13 protein-coding genes are annotated in these 16,583 nt (G+C 63.5%); 12 read left to right on the plus strand and 1 reads right to left on the minus strand.

What is annotated here, in order from left to right:
* The 4 genes from EN879_RS05310 to EN879_RS05325 form a co-directional block, all read left to right on the plus strand.
* The coding region (locus EN879_RS05310; RefSeq protein WP_245493796.1) for an SMP-30/gluconolactonase/LRE family protein at positions 1 to 864 on the plus strand (864 nt) is incomplete at its 5' end.
* Between the two features lie 189 nt (positions 865 to 1,053).
* Complete coding sequence (locus EN879_RS05315) at positions 1,054 to 1,710, plus strand: GntR family transcriptional regulator (protein WP_063167528.1); 657 nt, start codon at positions 1,054 to 1,056, stop codon at positions 1,708 to 1,710.
* A gap of 75 nt (positions 1,711 to 1,785) precedes the next feature.
* Entirely contained in the window at positions 1,786 to 2,580 is a 795-nt protein-coding gene (locus EN879_RS05320) for a DeoR/GlpR family DNA-binding transcription regulator (RefSeq protein ID WP_063167529.1), read from the plus strand.
* A 77-nt stretch (positions 2,581 to 2,657) separates the two neighbouring features.
* Positions 2,658 to 5,135, plus strand: a complete 2,478-nt coding sequence (locus EN879_RS05325) for an FAD-dependent oxidoreductase (protein WP_063167530.1) — start codon at positions 2,658 to 2,660, stop codon at positions 5,133 to 5,135.
* Here the strand turns inward: EN879_RS05325 and EN879_RS05330 are convergent.
* Positions 5,132 to 6,001 (minus strand): LysR substrate-binding domain-containing protein, encoded by an 870-nt coding sequence (locus tag EN879_RS05330; protein ID WP_013533042.1) that lies wholly within the window; start codon positions 5,999 to 6,001, stop codon positions 5,132 to 5,134. The genes EN879_RS05325 and EN879_RS05330 overlap by 4 nt on opposite strands.
* Positions 6,002 to 6,156: 155 nt before the next feature.
* On the opposite strand from EN879_RS05330, the gene EN879_RS05335 reads away from it, so the two are divergent.
* The 8 genes from EN879_RS05335 to EN879_RS05370 all read left to right on the plus strand — a co-directional run.
* The gene (locus EN879_RS05335; RefSeq protein WP_063167531.1) at positions 6,157 to 7,857 is read left to right on the plus strand and encodes a Na/Pi cotransporter family protein; all 1,701 of its coding nucleotides are present in this window, start codon (positions 6,157 to 6,159) and stop codon (positions 7,855 to 7,857) included.
* 125 nt (positions 7,858 to 7,982) lie between these two features.
* Entirely contained in the window at positions 7,983 to 9,182 is a 1,200-nt protein-coding gene (locus tag EN879_RS05340; RefSeq protein ID WP_063167532.1) for a 2-aminoethylphosphonate--pyruvate transaminase, read from the plus strand.
* Between the two features lie 24 nt (positions 9,183 to 9,206).
* Entirely contained in the window at positions 9,207 to 10,463 is a 1,257-nt protein-coding gene (gene phnA, locus EN879_RS05345) for a phosphonoacetate hydrolase (RefSeq protein WP_063167533.1), read from the plus strand.
* A gap of 228 nt (positions 10,464 to 10,691) precedes the next feature.
* Positions 10,692 to 12,149: a phosphonoacetaldehyde dehydrogenase gene (gene phnY, locus EN879_RS05350; RefSeq protein ID WP_063167534.1), complete on the plus strand. Its 1,458-nt coding sequence runs from the start codon at positions 10,692 to 10,694 to the stop codon at positions 12,147 to 12,149.
* A gap of 72 nt (positions 12,150 to 12,221) precedes the next feature.
* Positions 12,222 to 13,580 carry an aspartate aminotransferase family protein gene (locus EN879_RS05355; protein WP_063167535.1) on the plus strand — a complete coding sequence of 453 codons (1,359 nt, stop codon included), beginning with the start codon at positions 12,222 to 12,224 and terminating at the stop codon, positions 13,578 to 13,580.
* A gap of 2 nt (positions 13,581 to 13,582) precedes the next feature.
* A complete protein-coding gene (locus tag EN879_RS05360) occupies positions 13,583 to 14,593 on the plus strand; it encodes a C-terminal binding protein (RefSeq protein WP_013533036.1) in 1,011 nt (336 codons plus the stop codon).
* A 255-nt stretch (positions 14,594 to 14,848) separates the two neighbouring features.
* Positions 14,849 to 15,880, plus strand: coding sequence for a 2-aminoethylphosphonate ABC transporter substrate-binding protein (locus EN879_RS05365; RefSeq protein ID WP_063167536.1), 1,032 nt, complete (start codon positions 14,849 to 14,851; stop codon positions 15,878 to 15,880).
* A 29-nt stretch (positions 15,881 to 15,909) separates the two neighbouring features.
* Positions 15,910 to 16,583: ATP-binding cassette domain-containing protein (locus tag EN879_RS05370; protein ID WP_127273974.1), on the plus strand; the 674-nt coding region annotated here is incomplete at its 3' end.

Consider the following 16,583-nt stretch of genomic DNA (forward strand, 5'->3'; position numbering starts at 1 on the left):
GTGGTGGACGTGAAGACCACACTGGGCGAAGGACCGCTGTGGGACGTCGAACAGGAACGACTCTACTGGATCGACAGCTTCGACGGGCGCGTGTTTCGGGCGACCGCCGACGGGCGCGAGATCCGGTCATGGGACGTGCCGATGAAGATCGGCTCAATGGCGCTGCGCAAGGACGGCGGCGGCGCTGTCGTCTCGCTGCAGCGCGGCTTCCATCTGCTCGATTTCGCCACCGGCGAGGTGACGCTGATCCACGATCCCGAGCCGGACAAGCCGATGAACCGGCTCAACGACGGCAAGGTCGACCGGCGCGGCCGTTTCTTCGCCGGCTCCATGGATACGATGGAAGAGGGGCCGTCCGGCGGTCTCTACAGGCTCGATCCGGATTTTTCCGTCACCCGGATCGATTCCGGCATCATCTGCTCCAACGGTCCATGCTGGAGCCCCGACGACCGCACCTTCTATTTCGCCGATACCTGGACCGGCGAGATATGGGCCTACGACTACGATATCGCCACCGGTGCCGCCACCAACAGGCGTACCTTCGTGCGCGTCGACACCAGCCGAGGCGGTGCGGCGGACGGCTCGACCGTCGATGCCGAGGGCTATCTCTGGAATGCGCTGGTCTATGACGGAAGGCTGGTGCGCTACGCGCCCGATGGCAGCATCGATCGCATCATCGACATGCCGGTCAAGAAGATCACCAGCGTCATGTTCGGCGGACCGAAGCTCGACACCCTCTACGTCACCTCGATGGCCAAGCCGCCGCTGCCGCGTTTTCCCGGCGACGGCGTTTTGCGCGGCAGCCTGTTCGCCATATCAGGCCTTGGCGTTAGGGGCGTTGCGGAACCGCGCTTCGGCGGCTGACGCCAGGCAAGCGAAGCGCCGGTAAAATACGCAGATCAGGCCTTGGCGCAGGAATTCGGGCAAGTCTGGCAATTGATGCCGAACGTGTGCATATACAGGCATACATATATCCATGCAGAGGGGTTTCCGTTAGGCTGAGCGCCCCGCGTCAAACGGGAGCATCGATTGCCAGGATTTGCGGAAAGCGTGATGCAGGGGCCGCGAACCGTGGCCGAACAGGTCGCCAATGTCCTGCGCGAAGCGATTGCCAGTGGCACCATCAAGGCGGGCACTTCGCTGCGCCAGGACGAATTGGCCGAGCAGTTTGGCTTCAGCCGCATGCCAATTCGTGACGCCCTTCGCCAATTGGAAGCCGAAGGCATTGTTTCCATCCATCCGACAAAAGGCGCGCAGGTCGCCCGGATGGACAGCGCCGAGATCAGTGAAATCTATGCACTGCGCGAATTGCTCGAATGCGAGGCGTTGCGGCTTTCGCTTCCCAATCTCGCCGGTGACAGGCTCGACGAGGCGGAACAGGTTCTCGATCAGATCGACGCGGAGCGCAATGTCGGCCGATGGGGCGCGCTGAACCGTGCCTTTCATCTGGCTCTCTACGATGCCTGCGGCAACAATCGATTGCTGGCCTTAATCGAGGCGCACCACAATGCCGCCGATCGCTACGTCCGCATCCTGCTGTCGAACCTGGACTATCGCAGCCGCTCGCAGACGGAGCACCGCGATCTGCTGGCCGCCTGCCGGCGGCGCGACGGCGACAGGGCCATAGGCATTCTGAGGCAGCATCTTCGCGAGGGAAGCGAGACGCTGGTCAGCGCGATCAGGGAAGATGGCCTGTCGCGAAAATCCTGACGACATGGCTTGAGTTGCCTCTGCGCACGATCACTGCCACATATTGCAACATCGCTACTCGATCCGAGGATCATCATGTCCCCCGACAGCAGCCTGCCGGCGCGCGCCCTTGCTCCACGTCGCCACGAAGAGATCCTGCGGCGGCTGGGCGCCCAGGGGTCTGTCAGTGTCGCCGAACTGGCCGGGTTCTTCGATGTCTCGCGCGAAACCATCCGCCGTGATTTGAAGCTGCTGTCGGATAAGGGACGGCTCGGCATCGTCCATGGCGGCGCCGCCCGCTTCGAGCCGAGCGAACCGGCAATGAGCTTGCGCAGCCACGAAAATGCCGGAGGCAAGGCCGCGATCGGCAGGCTGGCCGCCGGTCTTGTAAAGGACGGCATGGTGGTGTTCCTCGATTCCGGCACCACCACATTGGCCATCGCACAAGCCATGGCCGACCTGCGCGATCTCACCATCTGCACGGCGAGCCTGAAGATCGCGCTTCTGCTGTGCCACGTCTCAGGCATGCGCGTGCATGTGCTGGGTGGCGAAGTCGATCCGGGCGAGGAAGCGGCCTCGGGAATCGACATGCTCGAAGCCATGTCGCGCTTTCGCGTCGACATCGCGTTCCTCGGTGGTGGCGCGCTGTCGCCCGACGGCGAGGTGACCGATTTCACCCGCGCCGGCGCCGAACAGCGCAGCCGCATGATCGCGCTTGCCGCCAAAACCTACTTCGTTCTCGACAGCAGCAAGTTCGCAAAGCTGACGCCGCTCAGGATTCCGAATTTTCAACGCGCCGCCGGCGTGATCGTCGACGCGAAACCGCAGGCTGACATCGCTGAAGCGCTTGCGCGCAAAGGGCCTGAGCTGATGATTGCCTCTTTGATGTGATATTTTGTGGTATTTTGTGTTGATATTTGGAATTCGGCTGCTATGATCCAACCGGTGTCAAAACGGCAGGATGTCCCATGGCAAACGAATTCCCTACGCAAGCGCGCGTCGTCATCGTCGGCGGCGGTATCATTGGCTGCTCGGTCGCCTATCATCTGACGAAGCTCGGTTGGACCGATGTCGTGCTGCTCGAACAGGGGCAACTCAGCGGTGGCACCACCTGGCACGCCGCAGGGCTTGTCGGCCAGTTGCGCAGTCATTCCAACATGACCAGCCTGATCAAATACTCCACGCAGCTCTATGGCGAGCTGGAGGCCGAGACCGGGCTCGCCACCGGTTGGAAGAATTGTGGCTCGCTGTCGGTGGCGCGGACCGCCGACCGCATGACGGTGCTGAAGCGCACGGCCGCATCGGCTCGCGCCCAAGGCGTCGAGATCGACGTGATTTCGCCGAAGGAGGCGGCCGATCTATGGCCGGTCATGGCGACCGACGATCTGGTCGGAGCCGTCTGGCTGCCGGGCGACGGCAAGGCCAATCCGACCGATCTCACGCAATCGCTGGCCAAGGGTGCGCGCAATCGCGGCGCGAAAATTTTCGAGCGGGTCAAGGTCACCGGCATCAGCGTGAAGAACGGCGTCGCCTGCGGTGTCGAGACGGACCGCGGCAACATTGCCGCCGAGATCGTCGTCAATTGCGCCGGCCAGTGGGCGCGCAAGGTCGGGCTGATGTGCGGCGTCTCGGTGCCGCTGCATTCGGCCGAGCACATGTACATCGTTACCGGCAGGATCGAGGGCGTGCATCCGGACCTGCCGGTCATGCGCGACCCCGACGGGTTCATCTATTTCAAGGAAGAGGTCGGCGGCCTGGTCATGGGTGGCTTTGAGCCGCACGCCAAGCCGTGGGGCATGAATGGCATTCCCGAAAATTTCGAGTTCGCGCTGTTGCCGGACGATTGGGATCAGTTCGAGATCCTGATGGAAAACGCGCTGGTCCGCGTGCCGCAATTGGCCAAGGCCGAGGTCAAGAAATTCTACAACGGTCCCGAAAGCTTCACGCCGGACAACAATTTTCTCCTCGGCGAGGCGCCGGAACTGAAGAATTTCTATGTCGGCGCCGGCTTCAACTCCATGGGCATCGCCAGCGCCGGCGGCGCGGGCAGGGCGCTGGCGGAATGGATCGTCAACAGCGCGCCGACCATGGATTTGTGGCCGGTCGACATCAGGCGTTTCGCCTCCTTCAACAACAATCCGCGCTGGCTGCATGACCGTGTCAAGGAAACGCTCGGCTTGCATTACGCCATGCCGTGGCCGAACCGTGAACTGGACACGGCGCGGCCGTTCCGCCGCTCGCCGCTCTACGACCGGGTCGCCGCCAAAGGTGCCTGCTTCGGTTCCAAGATGGGCTGGGAGCGCGCCAACTGGTTCGCGGCACCGGGAGAGAAGACCGAGAACGACTATGCCTTCGGCCGCCAGAACTGGCACGAGGCGGTCAAGCGCGAAATGAAGGCGACACGCGAAGCCGTCGCCGTCTTCGACCAGACCTCTTTCGCCAAGCTCCTCGTGCAGGGCCGCGATGCCTGCGCCGTGCTCAACTGGATCTGCGCCGGAAATATTGAGGTACCGGACGGTACGTCTGTTTACACGGGCGTGCTCAATGCACGCGGTGGCTATGAGAGCGATCTCACCGTTATGCGGCTCGGCGCGGAGAAATTCCTCATCGTCACCGGGTCCGCACAAGCTGTCCACGATGCCGACTGGATCGTCAAAAACATTCCATCCGACGCGCATGCAATCGTGACCGACGTCACCTCGTCCTACGCGGTGCTGGCGTTGATGGGACCGCGATCACGCGATCTGCTGGGCAAACTCTCCTCGGCCGATCTTTCCAACGCCGGCTTTCCCTTCGCCACCATCCGCGAGATCGATATCGGCTATGCCACCGCCTATGCCAACCGTATGACCTATGTCGGCGAACTGGGCTGGGAACTGATCGTGCCGACAGAATTCGCCGTCGGCGTCTATGAGGCGTTGCATGAGGCGGGCCGTGAATTCGGTCTGCTGGACGCCGGCTACTATGCGCTCGATGCCTTGCGCATCGAAAAGGGTTTTCGCGCCTGGGGCAGGGAGTTGACGCCTGATATCGACCCCTGGCAGGCCGGGCTTGGCTTCGCCGTGGCGATGGACAAGCCAGGTGACTTTATCGGCCGCGACGCGCTGGTTGAGACGAAGCCATCGGCAGCACCGGCAAGACGCATCGTGCTGTTCACGCTCGATGATGCCGAGCCGATGCTGTGGGGCGGCGAACTGATCCTGCGCGACCGCAAGCCGGTCGGCGAAGTCCGCTCGGCCGCCTACGGCCACACGCTTGGCCGCTCGGTGGCGCTCGGCCTGATCGAGAACGAGGCGGGCGTCGACGCTGCATTTCTCACCGGTGGTCGTTTCGAGATCGACCTTGCCGGCGTTCGCCATGCCGCGACAGCACATCTGCGCAGCCCCTACGACCCGAAGTCGGAGCGGGTGAAGGCTGATGCGGTGGAGATCAGGGCCGCCGCTTAATCCGCTGACATCGAGCGCGCCATATCCAGGAAAGCCCGCACCAGTTTGCCGCCGCTGCGTTCACGCAGGCAGATCAACGCCTCGTCCATCAGGGTCTCGGGAGCATCGATGGTGATCGGCACCAGCCGCGAATCCTGGCCGAATTCGGCCGCCGAGACAAAGCCGATGCCGGCGCCCGAGGCGACGATCTCGCGGACGGCTTCGCGGCCCTCGGCTTCGATCGCCGGCCTCAATTCGATTTTCGAGGCGGCTGCGAGATCTTCGAGTTTCTGACGCGTCTTCGATCCACGCTCGCGCATGACCAGTGATTCCTGCGCGAGCTGCTTGAGGGTGAGCGACTTTTTCGCGGCCAGCGGGTGGTCGACGGATGCAAACGCGATGATCGGCGTCGAGTTGAGTTTCAGCACCTCGAAATCGCGCCCCGTCGGCACCTCGCCCAGCACGCCGATATCGGCATCGTAGCTGTAGAGGCTGCTGATCACCGTCTCGGTGTTGCCGGCGCGCACCGAAACCTGCACGCCGGGGTAGCGGGCCCGGAAGCTGCCGAGAATATGAAGCAGATGATGTGCGGCATCGGCGACGATGCGCAGCGTGCCGGAACGCAGGGCGCGGGACTCCGTCAGGAGTTCGAGCGCCTGTTGCTCGGTATCGAACATGCGGTGGGTTATTTCGAGCAATTTCTGGCCCGAATGGGTCAGCGTGACCTGCTTCTTGTTCCGGTTGAACAGCAGCACATCATACTCTTCCTCGAGCTTGCGCACCTGGTCCGAGATCGCCGGCTGGGTCAGGAAGAGCGCCTCGGCGGCGCGAGAAAAGCCACCGCAGATGGCCACCTGGTGAAAGGCTCGCAACTGGACGTAGCGCATCTCCCGTGCCTCCGACACTTCTGAAATCGCCGACATCTTATCATAAGGATTGCTTAGGAAAAGATCGAAAGGAACGATTTGACTTATGTTTTGCCGACCCTCAGCCTGAGCATGGGTCGACATCCCTGCCGGCCGTTGGCACCGGAGGCGTCGCCATGCAATTTTCCATCATCCTGCTGCATCTGGCGGGTGCGGTCATGCTGCTGCTCTGGGCCGTGCATATGGTGCGCACGGGTGTCGAGCGGGCCTGCGGGCCCGCTTTGCGTGATGCCCTGAGGCAAGCCCGGGGTGAGCGGATCAGATCGGCCGGCGTCGGCACCGTGCTTGCCGTGCTGCTGCAGAGCTCGACCGCCGTCGCTATCCTGGCGGCCGGGTTTGCCGCCAGCGGCATGGTTTCGGTGTCGGCCGGGCTGGCGATCCTGCTGGGCGCCGATCTCGGTTCCGCCCTGGTCGTGCAGGTGCTGTCGTTCGACCTCAGCTGGCTTGTGCCGGCGCTGATCCTGGTCGGCGGCGCGATGGCCCTGAAGTTCGAAGTGGCTGGCATCAGGCATAGCGGGCGAATCCTGATGGGGGTCGCCTTCGTCCTGTTGTCGCTGCATATGATCGGCGAGGCGACCGCACCGATGCGGCAGAGCACCTTGCTGCCACTGGTGATCTCCTATCTGCGCGCGGACTATTTCACCGCCTTTGCCGCCGCTGCCCTGTTCACATGGCTGATCCACTCCAGCGTCGCGGCGATCCTGCTGTTCGTCACGCTTGCCGCACAAGGCGTCTTGCCGGTCGAGGTCGGTCTGTTCTTCATCCTCGGCGCCAATTGCGGCGGCGCGCTGATCGCGGTTTGGCTGACGCGCGGCGAAGCCGTCGAGGCGCGCCGTATCCCGCTCGGCAATCTGATCTTTCGCGGCACGGCGGCGCTGGCGGCTTTGTTCGCGCTTCAGGCCGTGACCTTCCCGGCGCATCTGTTCGGCGCAACCGAAGGCCGCCAGCTGGTCAACCTGCACCTTGCCTTCAATCTGGTGCTGGTCATCTGCTGCTTGCCGTTCACCGGCATGATGGAGCGGCTGGTCGCCTTGTTGATCGCAGACAGGCCGGTGGCAAAGGCCGGAGAGGGTGGAGACCTGATGTCGCGCCGCACCAGCGCGCTCGACCGCACCGTCATGCGCACACCCGGTCTTGCGCTAGCCAGTGCCACCCGCGAGCTGCTGCGCATGGGCGAAGTCGTCGAGGTGATGCTGCGCCCAGTGATGGATTTCTTCGACGCCGGCACCGGCGACCAGATACGCCAGGCTCAAAAACTCGATGAGGAGGTCAACCGCGCCCATACCGAAATCAAGCTCTACATTGCCGAAGTCAATCGCGGCAGCATGAGCGTGGCCGAAGCGCAGCGCGGCATCGAGCTCACCGACTTCGCCATCAATCTCGAACGCGCCGGCGACATCGTCGCCAAGAACCTGCTCGTGCTCACCCAGGAGCTGCGTGACAAGAACCTGCGCTTCTCACGCGACGGCTGGAGCGAACTGGCCGGGCTTCACAACCGTGTCATGGCCAACATGCAGCTTGCACTCAATGTGCTGGTGTCGAGCGATCTCGATTCGGCGCGGCAACTCGTCGTCGAGAAGGAGCGGATGCGCAGACTGGAACGCACGAGCCACGACCGTCACCTCAAGCGCCTGCAATCGGGAATGCCGCAGAGCATCGACACCAGCGACATCCACCTGGAGGCCGTGCGGGCGCTGAAGGAGATCAACTCGCTGATGGCCTCGGTCGCTTATCCCTTGCTGACGCAGAGCGGTGATCTGCTCGAAAGCCGGCTGGCGAGAGGGGCTGCGGAAGTGAGGGCTCCTGCAATGGCCTGAGGACGGATTCCCGCCCGGCAGGCCATCACTAAAATCTATACATCGATACAAAATAACGATTTTACAAATAGATCATTCAGGCCAAGAATAAGGCCACATCGAACGCAGATCGAGCGGAGGACAACATGCTCGCCGAGACGAAATTTGCCGCGGAGCCGCTGGCCAGCCCGGCGCTGGGCGAGCCGTATCTTCTGACCCCGGGGCCGCTCACCACGGCCTATTCGGTCAAGCAGGCGATGTTGCGCGACTGGGGATCGTGGGACGGCGACTTCCGCGCCATGACATCGGATATGCGTCGCCGGCTGCTGGCGCTGACCGGGGACAGGAACGATGAGTTCGACTGCGTGCCGATGCAAGGCAGCGGTTCTTTCTGCGTCGAAGCGATGCTGGGGTCGTTCGTGCCCAGGGACGGCAAGGTTCTTGTGCTGGCCAACGGCGCCTACGGCCTGCGCGCCGCGCAGACCATGCAGTATCTCGGCCGCGCCTATACGCTGATCGACAAGGGTGACTATCTGCCCCCGCGCGGCGACGAGGTGGCAGCGGCCCTCGCGGCCGACCCTGATATCACCCATGTCATCGCCATCCATTGCGAGACCAGTTCCGGCATCCTCAACCCGGTCGCTGAAATTGCCGAAGCCGTCCATGCCAAGGGTCGCAAGCTGCTGGTCGATTCCATGAGTGCGTTCGGCGCCGTGGCGCTCGACGTCAACGAAATCCGCTATGAGGCGATGGTCTCGTCCGCCAACAAGTGCATCGAAGGCGTTCCGGGTTTTGGCTTCATCATCGCGCGCAAGAGCGAACTGGAGGCCGCCAAAGGCAGGAGCCATTCGCTGTCGCTCGATGTCCACGCCCAGTGGGCGCACCTGAACAAGACCGGCCAGTGGCGCTACACGCCGCCGACGCATGTCGTGGCCGCCTTCCTCGAAGCACTGCGCCAGCATGAGGCCGAAGGCGGCGTCGCCGGCCGTGGCGCCCGCTATACGAGGAACCGCGACGTTATGGTGGCCGGCATGCGCGACCTCGGTTTCGAGACACTGCTCCGGGATCGCTGGCTGTCGCCGATCATCGTCACCTTCTTCAACCCGGCTCATGCCAGTTTCGCGTTCGACCGTTTCTACGACCTGATGAAGGACAAGGGCTTCATCATCTATCCGGGCAAGCTGACCGCCGTGGATTCGTTCCGCGTCGGCTGCATCGGCCAGATGGACGAACATGTCATGCGCCGCGTCGTCGAGGCGGCAGCGTTCTCGCTTCATGAAATGGGCGTCGACACCGCCGCCCCACCCGCCGCGGCACTTGCCGAACGCGCCAAACTCGCCGCCTGAAGCGGCCGACTTCGAGGATATCAGATGAACCAGATGTCTCCTGTCACCGTGTCGGTCAACGGCCGCACCTATGCCTGGCCGCGCGTGCCGGCGATCGCCATCTGCCTTGACGGCTGCGAGCCGGCCTATCTCGACGAAGCGATAAAGGCCGGGCTGATGCCGGCTCTGGTCAGGATCAAGCAGAAGGGCACGGTGCGCTTTGCGCACTCTGTCATTCCGAGCTTCACCAACCCCAACAATCTGTCGATCGCCACCGGCCGGCCGCCGTCGGTGCATGGCATCTGCGGCAACTATCTCTATGAGCGCGAGACCGGCAAGGAAGTGATGATGAACGACCCGCGCTTCCTGCGCGCGTCGACCATCTTCCAGGCCTTCTACGATGCCGGCGCCAAGGTCGCCGTGGTCACCGCCAAGGACAAGCTGCGTGCGCTGCTCGGCAAGGGCCTCGCCTTCGACGAAGGCCGCGCGCTGTGCTTCTCTGCGGAAAAATCCGACACCACCAGCAAGGCCGAGCACGGCATCGACAATGCCTCGAAGCACTTTGGGCTGCCGGTGCCGGAGGTTTATTCGGCCGAGCTGTCGGAATTCGTCTTCGCCGCCGGCGTCCAGCTGCTGAAGGAATTCCGCCCCGACATCATGTATCTGACGACCACCGACTATGTGCAGCACAAATATGCGCCCGGCGTGCCGCAGGCCAACGCCTTCTACGAGATGTTCGACAAATACCTGACCGAGCTCGATGCGCTGGGTGCTGCCATCGTCGTCACCGCCGACCATGGCATGAAGCCCAAGCACAAGGCGGACGGTTCGCCTGATGTCGTCTATGTCCAGGACCTTCTCGACGAGTGGCTGGGCAAAGATGCCGCCCGCGTCATCCTGCCGATCACCGACCCCTATGTCGTGCATCATGGCGCGCTGGGTTCCTTCGCCACCGCCTATCTGCCTGATGGCGCCGACCAGGCCGATATCATGGCCAGGCTGGCCAAGATCGATAGCATCATGCTGGTCGTCGACAGCCCGACCGCCTGCGAGCGCTTCGAACTGCCGGCCGATCGCATCGGCGACATCGTGCTGATCTCGACCGAGAACAAGACGATCGGCACCTCGGAACATCGCCATGACCTGGCGGCTCTGAACGAGCCGCTACGGTCGCATGGCGGGCTGACCGAGCAGGAGGTGCCGTTCATCGTCAATCGTGTGCTGCCGGAATTTCCGAACGAGCCGACGCTGCGCAATTTCGATGCCTTCTACTACGCCACCATGGCGGCGGCGCTGGCTTGAGTCGAGCGTGATTGTCGACCCCCACTCCGCCGAGCTTCGCTCGGCACCTCTCCCCCGATCGACGGGGGAGAGGAAAGGCGCCAGGGTTAGCCGCGGCTTAACCTGGAAACGTTGAGGCACTGACCTCGCCTGATTTCCTCTCCCCCGTCGATCGGGGGAGAGGTGGCCCGAAGGGCCGGAGTGGGGGTCGAATCCTCCGCGCAACAAGAATCTGCTGGAGCAGAACCCATGACCAAGCTCGACCCCGCCATCAAAGTTCGCCACGAGCCGATGCGCATCGCCGGCAGACGAGTCGATGCCGAAGGCGTCGTCGAGGTTCGCTATCCCTGGAACGACACCGTCATCGGCACCGTTCCGGCCGGCCGCGCCGATCACGCCCGCCAGGCATTCGAGATCGCCGCCGGCTACAAATCGAAGCTGACCCGCTACGAGCGTCAGCAGATACTGTTCCGCACCGCCGAGGCATTGGCCTCGCGCCGCGATGAAATCTCCGATCTCATCACGCTCGAGCTCGGCATCTCCAAGACGGACTCGCTCTATGAGGTCGGCCGTGCCTATGACGTGTTCACGCTGTCGGCGCAGATGTGCATCCAGGATGACGGGCAGATCTTCTCCTGCGACCTCACCCCGCACGGGAAGGCGCGCAAGATCTTCACCACTCGCGAGCCGTTGAAGGCGATCTCGGCGATCACGCCGTTCAATCATCCGCTCAACATGGTCTCGCACAAGGTGGCGCCGGCGATCGCCACCAACAATTGCGTGGTGGTCAAGCCGACCGAACTGACGCCGATGACGGCGCTTCTCTTGGCCGACATTCTCTATGAAGCCGGTTTGCCGCCTGAAATGCTGTCGGTGGTGACCGGCTGGCCGGCCGATATCGGCAACGAGATGATCACCAATGAAAACATCGACCTGATCACCTTCACCGGCGGCGTGCCGGTCGGCAAGATGATCGCCCGCACCGCCGGCTACAAGCGCCAGGTGCTGGAGCTCGGCGGCAACGACCCGCTGATCATCCTCAACGATTTGTCGGACGAGGATCTGGCAAAGGCGGCGGACCTAGCAGTGGCCGGAGCGACGAAAAACTCCGGCCAGCGCTGCACGGCGGTCAAGCGCATCCTGGTCCAGGAAAGCGTCGCCGACCGCTTCGTGCCGCTGGTGCTGGAGCGGGCGAAGAAGATCCGCTTCGGCGATCCGATGGACCGCGCGACCGACCTTGGCACCGTCGTGCACGAGAAGGCGGCGGCGCTGTTCGAAGCCCGCGTCCACATGGCTGCCGAGCAAGGCGCCGAAATCCTCTACAATCCGGGTCGTCAGGGCGCGTTGCTGCCGCCGATCGTCGTCGATCGCGTGCCGCATACATCCGAGCTGGTCATGGAAGAAACCTTCGGGCCGATCATCCCGATCGTGCGTGCGCCGGACGATGACGAGGCGTTGATTGCGCTCTCCAACTCGACCGCCTTCGGCCTGTCGTCGGGCGTCTGCACCAACTCTTTTCCGCGCATGCAGAAATACATCGCCGGCCTTCAGGTCGGCACCGTCAACATCTGGGAAGTGCCGGGCTATCGCATCGAGATGTCGCCCTTCGGCGGCATCAAGGATTCGGGCAACGGCTACAAGGAAGGCGTCATCGAAGCGATGAAGAGCTACACCAATGTGAAGACATTTTCGCTGCCCTGGTCCTGACCGGACGGCATTGACGGATAGAACAATCGAGGGAGCGTTCGCCGCTCCCTCATTCGCATTTCGGAGACCATGATGGCCGCGATATCTGAACTTGTGCACACCGAAGGCGATTCCAACACCACAGCGGCTCGCGGTCGCTGGGATGCCGGGCAGGGCGATCCGCGGATCCGCGGCCTGCTCGATCGCGACGCGGCCGCCTTCATGCACCAGAGCCTGTCCAGCCCCTGTTTGTCGACGATCGCCAAGGCGCAAGGCATCTGGATCGAGGACACCGCCGGTCGCCGCTTCATGGATTTCCACGGCAACAGCGTCCATCACCTCGGCTATGGCCACCCGAGGCTTGTGGCCGCCATCAAGAAGCAGCTCGATCAGCTCTGCTTTGCGCCGCGCCGTTTCACCTGTGAGCCCGCCGTCGAACTGGCCGAGAAGCTGGCGGCATTGGCGCCCGGCAATCTCGGCAAAGTGCTGTTCACCACCGGCGGCTCGGACGCCATCGAGGTCGCGCTGAAGATCGCCCGCGCCGCGACCGGCCGCTTCAAGACGGTGTCGTTCTGGGATGCGTTCCATGGCGCCGGCTTCGGCGCAGCAAGCGTTGGTGGCGAGGCGACCTTCCGCTCGCACATATCAGGCCCGATGATGACCGGCACCGAGCACGTCGCGCCTTGGGACGGCTATCGCTGCCCCTATGGCCACGATTCCCTGGAAGCATCGGGCCTCGCCTGCGCCAACATGATTGCCTACGTCCTTGGCCGCGAGCAGGACGTGGCGGCGGTCGTCGCCGAACCGATGCGGGCGACGCCAAACCCGCCGCCGCCAGGCTTCTGGAAGCGGGTGCGCGAGGCCTGCGACCGGCACGGCACGCTCTTGATCTTCGACGAGATCCCGACCGGCCTTGGCAAGACCGGCAAATTCTTCGCGCACGAGCATGATGATGTGACGCCTGACATCGTCGTCCTCGGCAAGTCGCTCGGCGGCGGCGTCCTGCCGATCGCCGCCATCATCGCGCGCCGCGATCTCGACGTCACCGGTGGCTTCGCGATCGGCCACTACACCCACGAGAAGAACCCGGTGACGACCCGCGCCGCATTGACGACGATCGACATCATCCTGGAGGAAGGGCTGGTCGAGCGCGCGGCCGAACTCGGTCGGCACATGCTAGGGCGCATGCAGCACCTGATGGCGCGCTCGCCCCATGTCGGCGACGTCAGGGGCAGGGGACTGATGGTCGGCGTCGAGCTCGTCGAGGATCGCGATACGCGCCAGCCGGCACGCGATCTCGCCGAGCGCGTCTTCTATGCTTGCCTTGAACAGGGGCTGAGCTTCAAGATCAGCCAAGGCAACGTGTTGACGCTGTCGCCGCCGCTGGTCATTTCGAAAACCGACCTCGACGGCGCGCTCGACATTGTCGAGCGCACGGTGCTGGCGGCCTGACCGTGAAGGCCGTGCGCACCGACCGCGAACTCGAATGTCCCGGCATCGACGCCGGCTTGCGGGCGAGGGGGGTCGAACTGGTGACGCTGCCGGACGGCATCCCCGAAGCTGATCTCATGCAGGCCGTTGCGGACGCCGATCTTTTGCTGATGTGCTACACGCCGATCACCGCACGGGTGATCGAGGCGGCTCCCAGATTGAACGGCATTGTCAAATATGGCGTCGGCGTCGATGCCATCGACATCCCCGCCGCGATGCGGCGTGGCATTCCCGTTGTCAACGTGCCGGATTATGCTGAGGAAACCGTCGCCGAAGGCGCCTTCGCGCTGATGATCGCGCTGGCCAAGCGGCTGCCCTCCATCACCGCGGCGGTGTCACGTGATGGTTGGATCTGGCCCGAGCAACGCTGGCTGGGGCGCGACATGTCCGGCGCCACGCTTGGGCTCGTCGGCTGCGGCAAGATCGGCCGCAGCATGGCGCGCATGGCAGGCCAAGGATTTCATGCGCGCGTTCTCGGCTTCGATCCCGGTGTCGATGTCGCAACCATGCGCACCGCCGGCATCGAGAAGGTAGAAGACCTCCACGTCATGCTGCGCGCCTGCGATTTCGTTTCCCTCCACTGCGTGCTGAACGACAGGACGCGCGGCTTGATTGGTGAAGCCGAGCTCGCTTGCCTGAAGCCTTCCGCTATCATCGTCAACGTCTCGCGCGGCGCGCTGATCGACGAGGCCGCCCTTGTCGAGGCGATCATCTCGGGGCGCATCGGCGGCGCCGGGCTCGACGTCTATTCGGTCGAGCCGCTGGCCAAATCGGGCCATCCGATGAGCGCGCTGTTCGGCCGCGACAACGTCATCCTGTTTCCGCATCTCACCTTCTTCACGCAGGGGGCCATGCGCCGGCTCGAAGACGACACGCTCGCGCGCTGCTTCGAAATTCTCGAAGGCCGGCCGGTTACCGTTCGTTCGTTCGACCCGCGGCTGCGGGCGCAGACATCTGGGGTTTCATTTGGCTGACCATCACCATCTCTGCACCCAATCGCGGGCCTTCCGCGAGGCCGGAATCGAAGCCAGGCCAGCGTTGCGACAGTTCCATGACAACTATCAGGTAAAATTTGCCTCTCATAAAATAAATAGATTTTACTTATCGATCGTCAGTCCCCAAAGTCGGCACAACGACGAGATCGAACGGTGCCGCATAAGGCTCCGGCCTACAGGCGAGATCGTCACAGTGCATCGCAGAATGTGCCATCAATCACAGGGGAACTGAGCATGAAATCGCAAAAGGCAACCATAGCTACGGCCTTCGCCGCGTCGCTGTTGGCGTCGTCGGCTCTTGTCGGACCGGCACTCGCCGACGGCGTCGTCACCATCTATTCCGCCGACGGCCTGCATGACGGCAATGGCAGCTGGTTCGAGACCGAATTCGCCGCCTTCACCAAGGCCACCGGCATCACCGTGCAGTATATCGAGGCAGGTTCCGGCGGCGTCGTCGAGCGTGTCGCCAAGGAAAAGTCGAATCCGCAGGCCGACGTGCTGGTGACCTTGCCGCCCTTCGTGCAGCGGGCCGCGGCTGACGGCCTGCTGCAGGACTACAAGCCGGAAGCCGCCGACCAGATCGATGGCGGCACAGACAAGTACCGGCCGCTGGTCAACAACTATATGAACTTCATCTACAACAGTGCCGTCCTGCCGGAAGCGCCAAAGGCCTACAACGACCTGCTCGACCCGAAGTTCAAGGGCAAGATCCAGTATTCTACCCCCGGCCAGGCCGGTGACGGCACCGCCGTCATGCTGCAGATCATCCACGCCTTCGGCAGCGAGGATGCCGGCTTCGAGTTCATGAAGAAGCTGCAGGACAACAATGTCGGCCCCTCCGCTTCGACCGGCAAGCTGACCGCGCTGGTCAACAAGGGTGAGCTGCATGTTGCCAATGGCGATCTGCAGATGAACATGTCGCAGATGGCCGACAATCCCAATATCAAGGTGTTCTGGCCGGCTGGACCTGACGGTGTGCGCTCCACCTTCGCGCTGCCCTATGAAATCGGCCTGGTCACCGGCGCACCCAACGCAGACAACGGCAAGAAACTGATCGACTTCCTGCTCTCCAAGGAAGCCCAGTCGAGCATCAGTTCCGTTGCGCTCGGCATGCCGGCTCGCAAGGACGTCAAGCCGGATGACGCCAACTTCGCCAAGGCGCAGGAGGCGATGAAAGGCGTGACCATCTGGTCGCCGAACTGGGACGACGCGCTGAGCAAGCTACCCGATTATGTCAAGCGCTGGAACGAAGCGACCGGAAGTTGATCCGCAAGGGAAACCCGGAGGACCACGCCATGTCGGCCGCAGCGTTTACTGGTACCAGTGTCATGGACATCGACGCCGCGAAGGTTCGCGGCGCCGGCTCCAATGTCCATTTCGACAAGGTCAGCGTTGCCTATGGCGCGCATGTCGTCCTGCATCCGCTGACCCTGGATATCGCACCTGGCGAGATCCTGGCGATGATCGGCCCATCCGGCTCCGGCAAGACGACGGCCTTGCGCGCCGTGGCCGGCTTCGTGCGACCCGCCAGCGGGCGGATCCGCATCGGCGCCACCGATGTGACCGATCTGCCGCCCTACGAGCGCGGCCTTGGCATGGTGGTGCAGAACTACGCGCTGTTTCCGCATATGCGGGTCGAGGACAACGTTGCCTTCGGCCTCAGAGCACAGGGCGCCGACAAGGCGCTGATCGGTGAGCGGATCAAGGATGCGCTGGGCACTGTCGGCATGTCGGCCTATGCCCGGCGCTATCCGCGCGAGCTTTCGGGCGGCCAGCAGCAGCGCGTGGCGATTGCGCGTGCCTTGGCCGTGCGGCCGCGCGTGCTCCTGCTCGACGAGCCGCTCTCGGCGCTCGACGCCCAGATCCGCCGCAACATGGTCGAGGAGATTGCCCGGCTGCACCGCAGCCTGCCCGGCCTCACGATCCTCTATGTCACCCACGACCAGACCGCGGCCCTGACGCTTGCCGC

This window comes from Mesorhizobium sp. M7A.F.Ca.AU.002.02.1.1 (assembly GCF_003998535.1).
Taxonomy (GTDB): domain Bacteria; phylum Pseudomonadota; class Alphaproteobacteria; order Rhizobiales; family Rhizobiaceae; genus Mesorhizobium; species Mesorhizobium ciceri.